The organism is Pseudomonas sp. 910_23, assembly GCF_052850795.1.
Genome location: NZ_VXCZ01000025.1, coordinates 34,336 through 46,961, shown reverse-complemented (window position 1 = coordinate 46,961; position 12,626 = coordinate 34,336). Strand labels below are relative to the sequence as shown.

The following is a 12,626-nucleotide window of genomic DNA, read 5'->3' as shown; positions in this document are numbered from 1 at the left end:
TGGAGCAAAGGAATGTGTATGTCGACACCCGCCCGAAGGATGAAAAGTTTACTCATTGGCTTATCAGCCGTTTTATCACTGGCTCAGACATCATTGGCGGTTGCGGAAAACAGCAATGGAAAAACGCTCTATCTACAGCGATGCGGCGTGTGCCATGGACCCGATATAAAGGCCACCGGGCCATTGGCTAAAAAAAGCAATCCCCCCACGCCTGACCTTACAACCGCCGCGTTCAAACAGCGGCTGCATGATTATCCGGGCGTGATCGTCTCGTCGATAATACTTCGCCCAAATGGCAACCTGATTCCAAAGACGTTGAAGGACAACGGTGTGAAGATAGCGCCGCACGCGTGGAGCGTTCAGGATTTCCGCGATCTGCATCAATACATGAGTAGCGTGATTTCAAAAAGTTGAGGGGTTTGAGTGCGGCGGGCGTACCGGCGATGGACAGCAATTGCCCCACTTAATAGGAAGCATTACTATTCACGCCCCGCCTCCTCAGTGCCTTCGCGATGATTCCTCAGCCGCCCCGCAGAACAGGCTTTTTCGAGCACTACGAAGAGTTGATCGGCACCTGGACGCGCCGTTTGAGGAACCGTCAGCAAGCCGAGGACCTGACCCACGACACTTTTGTGCGAGTGCTTGAGTCCGACGCCAGCGAGGTTGCACAACCGCGCGCCTACCTGCATCAAACCGCGCGCAATATCGCGGTGGACGCCTACCGGCGCGCAGAACGCCGCGAGGCGTTGACGTTGCAGGCCGTTGATCACGCCCCCCACAGCGGTGATCCGGAGCATTACATGCACGCGATTCAGTTGGCCGACTCCATCGAGCGGGCCCTGGTCGAGTTGCCGCTCAACTGTCGCAAGATTTTTATCTGGCAGAAAATCGAGGGGCTCACCCAGCAGGAAATCGCCGTGCGCCTGGGGCTGTCTAAAAACATGGTGGAGAAGTATATGATCCGCACCCTGCGGCATCTGCGTGACCGCCTGGATGCAATGGCGCCATGAGCCGCTTTGAAACAGGATCTTCCACGATGGATAAGCGTGTCCGTGACGAAGCGGCGCAATGGTTTGTGCGCCTGCAAGACGGCCCGTTGAACGCCGAAGAACGGCAACGTTTCGAGGCCTGGCGTGCCGAGCAGCCCGAACACCAATATGAATTCGATGTGCTGCAAGGGCTGTGGAGCGCCACGGATCTGCTGCCCCAACCCCGTTTGCAGGCTTTGTGCGATGCGCCGGCCGAGCGCCCCAGGGGTGGGGCGGTGTTGCGCTATGCGGTAGCGGCCGGTGTGGTTGCCATTGCCGTGGGCCTGGGTTTGTTCAGCGGGCTGGGCCAGTCCAAGCCCTACAGCGCCGAGTTCACTACCCGGGTGGGCGAGCAGCGCCAGGTGGCCTTGCCAGACGGCTCTGTGATGGACCTCAACAGCCGCAGTGTGGTTGCGGTTCACTACGAAAAAGGTCGGCGGGGCATTGAGCTCAGGCAGGGTGAGGCGATGTTCAGTGTCGAGCACGACGCCAGTCGCCCGTTCGTGGTGGCCGCCGGGGCAGGGCAGGTAACGGTCACCGGCACACGCTTCGATGTGCGTCGCGATGACGACCGCACCCGCGTGGTGGTCGAGACCGGCACCGTCAAGGTGCAGGGACGAGCGTCGGCTCAAGTCGTGACGCTCACCGCCGGCCGGGGCACTCATGTCGATACTCAGGGCGAAGTGGCTGCGGCCTATGCCGTAAACCCTGAAGAGCTGACCGCATGGCGCACCGGCAAACTGGTGTTCAACAACGCTAGCCTGGCCGAAGTGGCGCGGGAAGTGTCGCGCTATCGCGAGCAACCGTTGCGCATCACCACGGCAGCGGTGGGCAACCTGCGTCTGACCAGCGTGTTCAACGCCAGTGACACCGACGCCTTGCTCAAAGCCTTGCCACATATTCTGCCGGTTGCCTTGCGCACCTTGCCGGACGGCAGCCAGGAAATTATTTCACGCTGACATTCAGGTTTTTTTCGCATTGTTCGTCTTCTCCTGCAACTGCAACTGGTTTGCATTAACAGCCGCACACTTTTGCGATCACAGGACTAGGTTCGACGTGAAAAAACTCGCCCTCCACAACAATAAAATCTCCCGCTGGGCGCCTCTCGCCCTGGCTATCGCAGTCAGCATCGCGCTGCCTGCCGCACAGGCTGGCGAAGGCGTTCATATTCGCGCCCAGCCCCTGGGTGCAGCCTTGAGCCAACTGGGCCAGCAGACCTCCCTGCAAGTGTTCTTCAGCCCCGACATGGTCGCCGGCAAGCAAGCCCCAGCAGTGGATGGCAACCTCTCGCCTGAACAAGCCCTGCGCCAATTGCTGCAAGGCAGTGGGCTGGATTACCAGATCGACGCAGGCTCCGTAACCTTGCGCACGCTGAGCTCCGGCACTGGCGAAGCTGGCTCGCCGCTGGAACTGGGCGTCACCGACATCAAGGTGGTGGGCGACTGGCTCGGCGATGCCGATGCCGCCGTGGTGCAAAACCATGCGGGTGCACGCACGGTGGTGCGCCGCGAAGCCATGGTGGAGCAGGGCGCGATGAACGTCGGCGACGTATTGCGCCGCGTGCCTGGCGTGCAGGTCCAGGAATCCAACGGCACCGGGGGCAGCGATATTTCTCTCAACGTCGGTGTACGCGGCTTGACTTCACGCCTGTCGCCACGCTCCACTGTGCTGATTGACGGCGTACCGGCAGCCTTCGCCCCGTACGGCCAGCCGCAACTGTCAATGGCGCCCATTTCCGCCGGTAACCTGGACAGCATCGACGTCGTGCGTGGTGCCGGGTCCGTGCGCTATGGCCCACAGAACGTAGGCGGCGTGATCAATTTCGTGACCCGCGCCATCCCGGAAAAATTCTCCGGGGAAGTCGGCACTACCCTGCAAACGTCCGCCCACGGTGGCTGGAAGCACGTCGAAAATGCGTTTATCGGCGGCACCGCCGACAACGGCATCGGCGCCGCGCTGCTGTACTCCGGGGTCAATGGCAACGGCTATCGCAACAGCAACAATTCCAACGACATTGACGATGTAATCTTCAAGACCCACTGGGCGCCGACCGATCAAGACGACTTCTCGCTGAACTTCCACTATTACGATGCCAGCGCCGACATGCCCGGCGGCCTGACCCAGGAGCAGTTTGACGCCAACCCGTACCAGTCGGTGCGCGACTGGGACAACTTCAGCGGCCGCCGCAAGGACGTGTCCTTCAAGTACATCCGCCAGATTGACGACCGTACCCAGGCTGAAGTGCTGACCTACTATTCCGACAGCTTCCGAGGCAGCAACATCGCCAACCGCGATCTGAAAACCCTCAGTTCCTACCCACGCACCTACTACACCTTCGGCATCGAGCCACGGGTGTCCCATGTGTTCGATGTGGGCCCCAGCACGCAGGAAGTCAGCGTTGGCTACCGCTACTTGAAGGAAGGCATGCACGAGCAGGCCACCAGCCTTAACCTGGTCAACAACGTACCCACGCCAGGTGGGCAGAGCGACGGCCACGTTTATCAAGACCGCACCGGCGGCACCGAAGCCAGCGCTTTCTACATCGACAACAAAATCGACATCGGCCAGTGGACCATCACGCCGGGCATCCGCTTTGAAGACATCCGCACCGAATGGCATGACCGTCCGGTAGTGGCCTTGAACGGCAAGCGTACCGAGGAAAAACGCCGCGAGATTCACAACAATGAACCGCTACCGGCCCTGAGCGTGATGTACCACGTCAGCGACGCATGGAAACTGTTCGCCAACTACGAAACCTCCTTCGGCAGCTTGCAGTATTTCCAGTTGGGGCAGGGTGGTACCGGCAACCAGACCGCCAACGGTCTGAACCCGGAAAAAGCCAAGACCTACGAGATCGGGACGCGCTACAACGACAGCATCTGGGGCGGCGAAGTGACGCTGTTCTACATCGACTTCTCGGATGAACTGCAATACGTCAGCAATGACGTAGGCTGGACCAACCTCGGCGCCACCAAGCACGCCGGTATCGAAGCGTCGGCCCACTACGACCTGTCCAATCTTGACCCGCGCCTCGACGGTCTGACCGCCAACGCCGGCTTTACCTACACCAAGGCCACCTCCGAGGGCGACGTACCGTTCAAGGGCCGCGATCTGCCGCTGTATTCCCGTGAAGTGGCGACCCTGGGCCTGCGTTACGATGTCAATCACTGGACGCACAACCTGGACGTCTATGCTCAGTCTGGCCAGCGTGCGCCAGGCACCGGCACCACCTATATCACCCAAGGCACCGCTGACGGCCAGTACGGTGATATTCCGGGTTATGTTTCGGTCAACGTGCGCAGCGGTTATGACTTCGGTGCGCAACTGTCGAACCTGAAACTTGGCGTGGGGGTGAAAAACCTCTTCGACCAGCAACATTACACACGCTCCAGCGACAATAACGCCGGGATATACCTGGGCGAGCCGCGCACGTTCTTCGTACAGGCAAGCGTTGGATTCTGATCTTCGGTTGATGGCAATAATCGCAGCCCAAGGGTTGCGATTTTTTTTTGCCCGCGCCCGGCGTAACGCAAGCCTGCCTGATCTGTTTCCTACACCGTCAAAGCACGTATTGTTGCTGCGTCAGGAACTGTTTCCGACACAAAACCACACATGGGAAAGCTGATGGGCTTCGACACTGCGTTGGAGCGACAAGCTGAAATCGCGCCTACTGCAATGGAGAAACCTATGTCTGTATCGATGGATACATCCGTCTCTGCTTCAACAACGCCAGACCGTTCACAAGTCACTGGCAAGGCTGTCGTCAAAAACACTCGCGAGGCACCTGCTGCGCCTTCTTTCAATGATCAGCGTGCTGCCCATGTCAACTTCCCGACCACGCAAAACAAGGCCGGGCCGGTGTTCGATCACCATCAGCCGGCAACAACCGCAGCTGATGTGCTTGGCCATCAACACAACCCTCCCGGGCTGCATCACTTACTGAGCCAACTCAAGCGCTGGCTCAGTCATTGGTTCCTGGGGCATCGGCCGCCCATGCATCCGGGCTGCAGCAACCCGCCGCCAAGGCCCAACCCCGGGGCAAGCAATCCACCGCCGCGCCCCGACCCTACTGCAGGGGGTAGGCCTTATCCGGTCGCCCCCGGCAGGCCGGATCCGCAATACTCATTAAAGAGTAACGAAGAGTTGGCGCAGCAATTGCGCGATAGCTTCAACGCGTTTAGAGATCCAAATAACCCTGGGTCTATCAGCGTTGACAGCATTCTTGCGATGGCGAAACGAGGATGGTCACCTAACCCGGTCATGAGGGAAAACGCCCGCTTGGCCAATGAGCTGCTGCGACGTCCGGAACTGGTGGCGGCGCTTGACCGGGACGGTCGCACCGGTGCGTTGAATGATCTTATTGATTGGAAAAGCCTGAACGCGGTTATCCAGGGAGATAACTACTTCAAGTACAAGACTGACAAGGAATTGGCCGCTGAAATGCTCGAGCATTTCGATGAACTCAAGGATGGGAGCGGCGGGCCACACCTGAAATTCAAGGACTTGAGGAAGCTTGCAAGTCAGGAGCTCACAGGCGATGCAGCCAAGGATCACCTGATCCAATTGGCCCAGGCAGTCATGAAACGGGGCGACCTGCTCAAACTGATGGATAACCTCGTCAGTGCCGACGGCGATGGAAAGATCCGTCGCAAAGCATTGGCCTTACTGCCGCAATAACCCGCCTTCAGGCGCTGTGCTGCGAAAACGGCGCCTGATTCAATCATTTAAGGAACGGCTTACGCTTATTTGCCACATAGGTGGTAACTGCGGTGGTGCATCGGCCCACTGCTTTTCAGATTTCGCCTGAGGGAAAACACATGACTTCAACTTCGTTTAATTCCTCCCAATCCTGCCGCCTTGAACTTCTGCAAAACACCCAGCAAGTAAACCCTGCGCTGTCCGAGAAGGGCGGAGTATCAGAAGGTATGCCCACTGCCGCGCAGGAATATGTGGCCCAAGCCCGCCGCATGAAAGCGTTTGCCGGCGAGCGAAAATTTCAGGCGCCCGTTGCGGATGATTTTTCCCGGGGCATGTTGGCTGACCGCCAGGTCCCAGTGGCCTGCGCCGATTCACTTAAAAGCACCGGGCTGATCAATAGCCTGACGACGTGGTGGCGTAGTCGAAAGTCAGGTTGATGCTGCCTTGCTGGGCTTTTACATATTGTCATTGGTATTCGCTGCTCATCCGGAACTGCCGTCTCCCTCCAACCACACATGAGGTGCTTGTCCGAGTGGAATCCATTCGTTGATCTTGTCATTCCGACACAGGTCACCAAGCGGATATGCATCTGAATAGAGTTGGAGAAAACCCATGAAAATCGAGGGTGTACTACCTCCCGGTCGGCCTCTCGCCCCTGGCGGATCAGCCGCGCGAGCAACGTCGCTATCACCGGTCACTTGGCAGGAAGCCTCTTCCCTGCCGGAGCGAGGGATCTCTCGCCAGCCCACTCTTTTGCGCGGAACGTTATCCGCTCTAAGTCATCGAGGCCTACAGAACTTCCCCGCTGAACGGGCGAGCAGTTCCCTGCCGGGTGAAACTTCAACGGACAAGCAGTTGGCAAAGGCCCTTGAAAAAGCCTTTGGCCTGTTGCACCCCTTCCTTAACGAGGGGCGCTTGACCTGGATGTCATTGCAGCGGATCGCCGCTCAACCCATGGGTGAAAACGAGGCACTGGACGGCGCCATTCAGGTCGTCAGGGAAATTCTCAAGCGTGCGCGGTTAAGCGACACCATCTTCAGCCGCGACGGCGATATCACGCGTGACAGCCTCAGTGCGGCAGCCCAGGCTTTGCATGGCAACAGCTCGGCGAGTGTGTTCAGCCAGGATCCGTTTCATACCCATGGCAACGCGCAAGTGGTGCAAGCGCTGCAAAGCCAGTTTGAACAGTTGAGAGACAAGACAATGGACCGCACCTTCCTGTTCGAACAACACCAGTACGTTGAGATTGCCAAGCTCAAGGCGGTCATGCAGGACCCTTACGAAGTTGATCAGAAGGGCAGCCCTGTACTGGATACGTCTACCGGCATGCCCAGGCCCCAATACAGTGAGTTGTGTGTCTACACGGCGAAGAACATTATCGAACGTCCAGGTTTGCTGCCTTCATTGGAACGTGCCAACGGCACACGACTGTTTGGCCCACCCCACAAAGAGGGGTGGTTGAGCAACAAAAGCCTCGAGCGCTGGCGGGAGCTGGACGATGCTCGCAAAGCGCGCTGACTGTCGGGCCTATACCTTGAGGATTTTGCCGCTGATGGCCACGGCCGCCAGCAACACCGCAATCAATACAAAGGCGGTACTCAGGCTGCTGCCATGGGCGATAAAACCGATCACCGCAGGGCCGGCGAGAATGCCGGCATAACCGAGCGTGGTGATGGCCGGCACCGCAATATGCTCCGGCATGACCTTTTGTTTGCCGACGGCGGTGTACAGCACCGGCACGATATTCGAACACCCGGCACCCACCAATGCGTATCCAAGCAATGCAGTTTCCCAGGCTGGTAATAGCGTCGCGATGAGCAGGCCGACACACGCCAAGGTGCCCCCGATCACGATCACTCGCGTTGCCCCCAGGCGTCGGACAATGGCATCACCGGTCAAACGCCCAGCGGTCATGGTCAAGGCAAATGCCGCGTAGCCAAGGCCGGCGTAAGCTTCATCCAGGCCGCGCTCGGCACTGAGGAATACCGCACTCCAATCCAGCACGGCACCTTCGGCCAGGAACACGATGAAACACAGGCAACCGATGAACAACACCACACCATGGGGCACCGCAAACGCCGGGCCGGAGCTTTCACTGCCATAAGGCAGAAGGTGCGGTGCGGCCTTGAGCAGCGCCACAACCATGATAACCACTACTACCAGTGTCGCCTGCAGTGGCGACAGGCCCAGGCCCAGCAATCCGGCAACCCCCGCTGCGCCGACGATGCCTCCCAGGCTGAACAAACCATGGAAGCCCGACATCATGGTTTTACCACTGGCGCGCTCGACAATCACCGCTTGCAGATTGACGGTGGAATCCACGGTGCCCAGGCCCGCGCCGAACAGGAACAACCCTGCGATCAACAACGGGATCGAACTGACAGTGGCCAGCATCGGCAGGGCCAGGCAGATCATGAGCGTCCCTGCGGTCAGTACGCGACGGCAGCCGTAGCGCGATGCCAAGGCGCCTGCTGCCGGCATCGCGATGATCGAGCCAACTCCCAGGCACAACAGCAGCAGGCCAAGCGTGCCTTCATTCAGATCTGCGCGCGCTTTGGCATACGGCACCAAGGGCGCCCAGGCGGCGATACCGAAGCCGGCGATAAAGAAAGCGATGCGCGTCGACATCTGCTCCAGCCGCCCGGGAATTACGGGCGCAGGGGTGGGGATGGCAGTCATGAAAAGTCCTTGGTTTTGCGTTCATCGAGCGATGTTCAGTGTCACATCCTTGCACATCAGGCCCTCTGGAGCGAGCCGGGTTCCCTTCGCGTTCGGAATCAAAAATACGGATCGAGAAAATTATTTTTACAAAGCCGGAACGCTTTGGTGGCTGATAACCACACAGGAGTGATCGAGCCTGTAGGCGGTGGTCTGGAAGGTGTGTAATCCTCGTGAGGGTGGCTGAACCCCAGGTTTCTTGCGACGGATTACCACCTTCCAGGCCACCTCCCACAGGGTGGAGGTTCTGTAATACGCTTCCCCTGTCCGATAACGTTGGTGGGCAGATGTCAGCTGTTTCTTCGGAACTTGGTTATTCAGATATAAAATCGCGTAAGAATTTTCTTGTTGTTCTTAGATGGCTCATTGGCTGTATGTCTTGCTTTATAAGCGACACTTCCATCTTCGATGTACGAAACTTCTTTTTTATTGGGTAAGCGCCGAAAAGCGCCGGAAATCGCTAAGCTTTAGTCTGTTCAGGTGCTTTTTTTCGCAATCCACCCGGTATTGGCGAGGGAGAGTCGTTCAGTTGAAAAGTTGATGGCGGGTAACAAAGGATGGTTAACGCGTTTGTTTCGTCACGTTTCAAATTAGTTCTTTCAGGCATAACTACAGACTTTCAGGTAGTGGCATTCAAAGGCACTGAAGCCCTCGATCAGCCTTACTTCATACATGTGCAACTGGTCAGCGAAGACCCTTCCTTCGATTTGGAGGCGCTGCTTCATCAACCCGCCTATCTGGACTTTGGCGAAGCGGAGCAGGGGCTGCATGGGCAGGTCTACGCCATCGGTCGAGGTGACCCTGGCGTGCGGCTCACCCGTTATCACCTGACCCTCGCCCCGCGCCTGGCCTGCCTTGCCCATCGTCGCGACCAGCGGATATTCCAGCAACGCAGCGTGCCGCAGATCATTGCAACGGTCCTTGAACACCACGGGATCCTTGCCGACGCCTATGCCTTCGAGCTTGGACCGGTGGTGTATCCACCGCGGGTGTTTTGCGTGCAGTACAGGGAATCCGACCTGCACTTTATCCAGCGGCTGTGTGAAGAGGAGGGTATTCACTACCATTTTCGCCACAGCGTGGATAACCATCTGCTGGTATTCGGTGACGACCAGACGGTATTTCGACGGCTGGCGGTGCAGCGTTATTGCTCGTCGGGTGATCCGGCGCTCGAGACCCGGGTGGTCCAGCGCTTCGACCGGCGTTTGCAGACACGCAGTCAGCGAACCGTGCGTCGAGACTATGACTTTGAGCATCCTTCGTTTTGCCTGCAAGAACAGGCCGGTGCCAAAACGGCAGAACCATGGGAAGACTATGAATGCCCCGGTGGTTTCACCGGCCGTGCCCGGGGGGCGCAACTGGCGCGGCGTGGCCTGGAGCGCCATCAGCGTGATCGCCATCGGGTGTTGGGCAAAAGCGATCAACCCGCGTTACGCAGTGGTCACTTTCTTGAACTGTGCGGTCACCCGGATCCAGCGTGCAATGACTTATGGTTGCTGACGTCGGTGCGTCATGAGGGCTACCAGCCGCAGGTGTTGGAAGAGTCGGCATTCGAGGCCGGCGGGTTTCAGGGCTATCGCAACCGATTCACTGCAACCCCCTGGCGCGCAGTGCATCGCCCGGCCCTCAAGCACCCCAAGCCGACGATCAGTAGCAGCCAGACCGCAACGGTAACCGGGCCCGTTGGAGAGGACGTGCATTGCGATGCCTATGGCCGAGTGAAGGTGCGCTTTCATTGGGATCGCCTGGACAAAAACGACGATACGAGCAGCTGTTGGCTGCGGGTGGCGTCGGGCTGGGCCGGTGACGGATTTGGCGCGCTGGTCATTCCCCGGGTAGGCATGGAAGTGCTGGTGAGCTTCCTGGAAGGCGACCCGGACCAACCTTTGGTCAACGGCTGCCTGCCCAATGCGTCGCACTTGCCGGCTTACCCCTTGCCACAGCACAAGACACGCACGGTACTGCGCAGCCGCAGCTCCCCAGGCGGTAGCGGTGGCAATGAGCTGCATCTGGAAGACCGCAGTGGCGAAGAGCTCATCTACCTGCGCGCCCAGCGTGACCTGGAACAACGGGTGGGGCATGACAGCCGCCTGGAAGTGGCAGGGGAACGGCATGAAGTCATTCGGGGAACCAGTACGGTTCGGTTGGAAAGTGAGGATCGTCGTCATGTTCTCGGTGCTCGCAAGGTTGTGCTCGAGGCGCATGACCACCTCGACGTACAGGGCGATAGCCTGACCCGTGTTGCTCAGACCCTGGTGATCGAAGCCGGGCAACAGGTTCATCTCAAGGCTGGTGCCAACCTGGTGATTGATGCGGGTGCGCAACTGAGCCTGAAGGCTGGCGGAGAGCACCTGCTGATTCAGGCCGGAGGTATTTTCAGCAGCCGGCCCATCATCCTGGGCGGTTCACCGTCCGCAACGCGCTCGGTGACGCCCCCGCCAGTTGCCGGCGCGCAAGTTTCTGCAGCGCAAGGCGTCATCATGGATTTGGCTAAAAAACTGGGTGCGGACTTTTGCCCCCTGTGCGAATGCTGCCGCGAAGGTCAGTGCGATATTGCGGGGAGGGCAGCTTGATGGACAGCCTGGTCACTCGATGGATGGCCCGACAACAGCAACAAGGCTACCACCTATGCCTGATGCTTGAGGGGAGTCATGAGGCTAGCCAACCGCTGCTGGCAGGGCGCGACCTGTCGCGTTATTGCAAGCTCTACAGCGAGACCGATGCGTCGCAGTTGGCGAGTTCTGGCCCGCTGATCCTATTGCTGGAACAAATGAATGAGCCTGCACTGATCGACCTGCTGCAACATCCCGAGTCGAACTGGGGATGGCTCTTTAGCCTATCCGCTGCCGACTTGGCGGGTGCAACGCGACATTGGCGCGACAGGCTGCTGGTGGGGCCGACGGGGCAGCGGGCGCTCTATCGTATTCACGACAACCGCACCCTGGCCCGCGCCTTGCTCCATCTATCAAAGGAGCACTGGCCGGTCTATCTCGGGCCGCTGGTCAGCGTGTGCTATTGGCATGAAGGGCGCTGGCACCAAAGCGAAAACCCTGCTCCGGGCGATTATTCGGCACCGGATCCAGTGCCCTGGCTGGATACGCCAAACCCACAGGCCGAAGCCATCCTCCACGCCAATATCCTGCGTTATCTGCTCGCGGAGCACAGTGAGGACCTGGCGGCATTGGTCGAATTCCAGGACCCCAAGGTCTGGCTCGGCCAAATACTGGAACAGGCGCGGACCTGGCAATGGCGCAGCCCCGAGCAGTTGGCGTTCCTGGTGGTGCGCCGGTTGGAAGAGACGATCCGAAGCAGCGTTATTCATTGGCCGCCTCGGGCTGGGGAAACACCTGAAGTGCATTTTGACCGGGTCGTAGAGCAGTGGCACAGGGAGGTGGGAAACGGTGAGTAGGTGGATGGCAGCGGTGTTGCTTGTTCTTGGGGGCGCGGGGATTCCGGGGTGCGCGGGGCGGGTGGTGGATAGTTTTACATTGGAGGTGGATTTGCCGGCCCAGTTTGAACTTAAAACTGCTGCCAATTACCGACCTGCGACGGGTGAACGCTGCGTTTTACCCAGGCGTCGAGGTAAGAGACCAGAGCGAAAAGTCTTTTTCACGGAATACAAACCGGTAGCGAGCAGGATTAGCTATGAACTGCCGCTGGCTGAAACGGTAGAGGGTTGCCCGTTGGTACTGCGCAGTGTGGAGTTTGGTTTTTATGCGAAGTGGGGCGCGCGGGATACAGATGTGGGGGGGGATGATGCCTATATCTCTATTAGCGATCATCTGGATATACCTGGGATGCAGGAGAAAGGAGTAAAGGAGCTATCAGGTCAGTGTCAATGGTTGTTTCGGACAGTAGGTCCCTTTCATGCAATCAGGAAAATCCTCCAGTGCCGTTCGGTTAATTCGCTAGGACAGTTGCAGACAACACGCGTTGGTGGAACTGCACAGCGCGATCAACTGCGGGGGAGAACCCTCAGGGTGATGCTAAAGATGACTGATGAGGAACGCCCCGCTTTTGGCGATAACTGGGTCGCTGTTCCAGGAGGGTGGAAACGCTGCAAGGGTATAGATTTTGCCGATCTGGATGCTTACTGCAATGGCAATAACACCGATTTCAAGCCAATAAAAATGCCGGATGGCCGCATCTGCAATATTTATCCAACGTGTGAGTGATAAGGAG

Annotated in this window: 11 protein-coding genes; 10 read left to right on the top strand and 1 reads right to left on the bottom strand. The window is 58.6% G+C overall.

The features are described from left to right. Positions 1 to 39: 39 nt before the first annotated feature. The 7 genes from FW800_RS24770 (at position 40) to FW800_RS24740 (ending at position 7,244) form a co-directional block, all read left to right on the top strand. Positions 40 to 414 carry a c-type cytochrome gene (locus FW800_RS24770; RefSeq protein ID WP_164699550.1) on the top strand — a complete coding sequence of 125 codons (375 nt, stop codon included), beginning with the start codon at positions 40 to 42 and terminating at the stop codon, positions 412 to 414. A gap of 98 nt (positions 415 to 512) precedes the next feature. Continuing rightward, positions 513 to 1,010, top strand: a complete 498-nt coding sequence (locus FW800_RS24765) for a sigma-70 family RNA polymerase sigma factor (RefSeq protein ID WP_446438654.1) — start codon at positions 513 to 515, stop codon at positions 1,008 to 1,010. 26 nt (positions 1,011 to 1,036) lie between these two features. Next, a complete protein-coding gene (locus tag FW800_RS24760) occupies positions 1,037 to 1,987 on the top strand; it encodes a FecR family protein (RefSeq protein ID WP_446438653.1) in 951 nt (316 codons plus the stop codon). Between the two features lie 97 nt (positions 1,988 to 2,084). Further along, positions 2,085 to 4,490, top strand: a complete 2,406-nt coding sequence (locus FW800_RS24755) for a TonB-dependent siderophore receptor (protein ID WP_446438652.1) — start codon at positions 2,085 to 2,087, stop codon at positions 4,488 to 4,490. A gap of 162 nt (positions 4,491 to 4,652) precedes the next feature. Further along, positions 4,653 to 5,705, top strand: coding sequence for a type III secretion effector protein (locus FW800_RS24750; RefSeq protein WP_446438651.1), 1,053 nt, complete (start codon positions 4,653 to 4,655; stop codon positions 5,703 to 5,705). A 140-nt stretch (positions 5,706 to 5,845) separates the two neighbouring features. Further along, positions 5,846 to 6,163: a type III secretion protein gene (locus FW800_RS24745; protein ID WP_446438650.1), complete on the top strand. Its 318-nt coding sequence runs from the start codon at positions 5,846 to 5,848 to the stop codon at positions 6,161 to 6,163. Positions 6,164 to 6,581: 418 nt separating this feature from the next. Further along, positions 6,582 to 7,244 carry a type III secretion effector protein gene (locus FW800_RS24740; protein ID WP_446438649.1) on the top strand — a complete coding sequence of 221 codons (663 nt, stop codon included), beginning with the start codon at positions 6,582 to 6,584 and terminating at the stop codon, positions 7,242 to 7,244. Between the two features lie 9 nt (positions 7,245 to 7,253). On the opposite strand, the gene FW800_RS24735 is transcribed toward FW800_RS24740, so the two are convergent. Then, positions 7,254 to 8,405 carry an MFS transporter gene (locus FW800_RS24735; RefSeq protein WP_446438648.1) on the bottom strand — a complete coding sequence of 384 codons (1,152 nt, stop codon included), beginning with the start codon at positions 8,403 to 8,405 and terminating at the stop codon, positions 7,254 to 7,256. A 596-nt stretch (positions 8,406 to 9,001) separates the two neighbouring features. Here FW800_RS24735 and tssI point away from each other — a divergent pair. From tssI to FW800_RS24720, 3 genes are read left to right on the top strand one after another with little or no spacing between them, the layout of a single operon-like run. Further along, positions 9,002 to 11,017 (top strand): type VI secretion system tip protein TssI/VgrG, encoded by a 2,016-nt coding sequence (tssI, locus tag FW800_RS24730; RefSeq protein WP_446438647.1) that lies wholly within the window; start codon positions 9,002 to 9,004, stop codon positions 11,015 to 11,017. Continuing rightward, entirely contained in the window at positions 11,017 to 11,853 is an 837-nt protein-coding gene (locus FW800_RS24725; protein ID WP_446438646.1) for a DUF4123 domain-containing protein, read from the top strand. Before tssI ends, FW800_RS24725 begins: the two co-directional genes overlap by 1 nt. A gap of 4 nt (positions 11,854 to 11,857) precedes the next feature. Continuing rightward, positions 11,858 to 12,619 carry a hypothetical protein gene (locus FW800_RS24720; RefSeq protein ID WP_248130148.1) on the top strand — a complete coding sequence of 254 codons (762 nt, stop codon included), beginning with the start codon at positions 11,858 to 11,860 and terminating at the stop codon, positions 12,617 to 12,619. Positions 12,620 to 12,626 lie beyond the last annotated feature (7 nt).

Excerpts from the sequence above, each read along its gene's own strand:
- FW800_RS24770 (WP_164699550.1), top strand. The coding sequence starts at position 40 with ATGAAAAGTTTACTCATTGGCTTATCAGCCGTTTTATCACTGGCTCAG.
- FW800_RS24765 (WP_446438654.1), top strand. The coding sequence starts at position 513 with ATGATTCCTCAGCCGCCCCGCAGAACAGGCTTTTTCGAGCACTACGAA.
- FW800_RS24760 (WP_446438653.1), top strand. The coding sequence starts at position 1,037 with ATGGATAAGCGTGTCCGTGACGAAGCGGCGCAATGGTTTGTGCGCCTG.
- FW800_RS24750 (WP_446438651.1), top strand. The coding sequence starts at position 4,653 with ATGGGCTTCGACACTGCGTTGGAGCGACAAGCTGAAATCGCGCCTACT.
- FW800_RS24745 (WP_446438650.1), top strand. The coding sequence starts at position 5,846 with ATGACTTCAACTTCGTTTAATTCCTCCCAATCCTGCCGCCTTGAACTT.
- FW800_RS24735 (WP_446438648.1), bottom strand. The coding sequence starts at position 8,405 with ATGACTGCCATCCCCACCCCTGCGCCCGTAATTCCCGGGCGGCTGGAG.
- tssI (WP_446438647.1), top strand. The coding sequence starts at position 9,002 with ATGGTTAACGCGTTTGTTTCGTCACGTTTCAAATTAGTTCTTTCAGGC.
- FW800_RS24725 (WP_446438646.1), top strand. The coding sequence starts at position 11,017 with ATGGACAGCCTGGTCACTCGATGGATGGCCCGACAACAGCAACAAGGC.
- FW800_RS24720 (WP_248130148.1), top strand. The coding sequence starts at position 11,858 with ATGGCAGCGGTGTTGCTTGTTCTTGGGGGCGCGGGGATTCCGGGGTGC.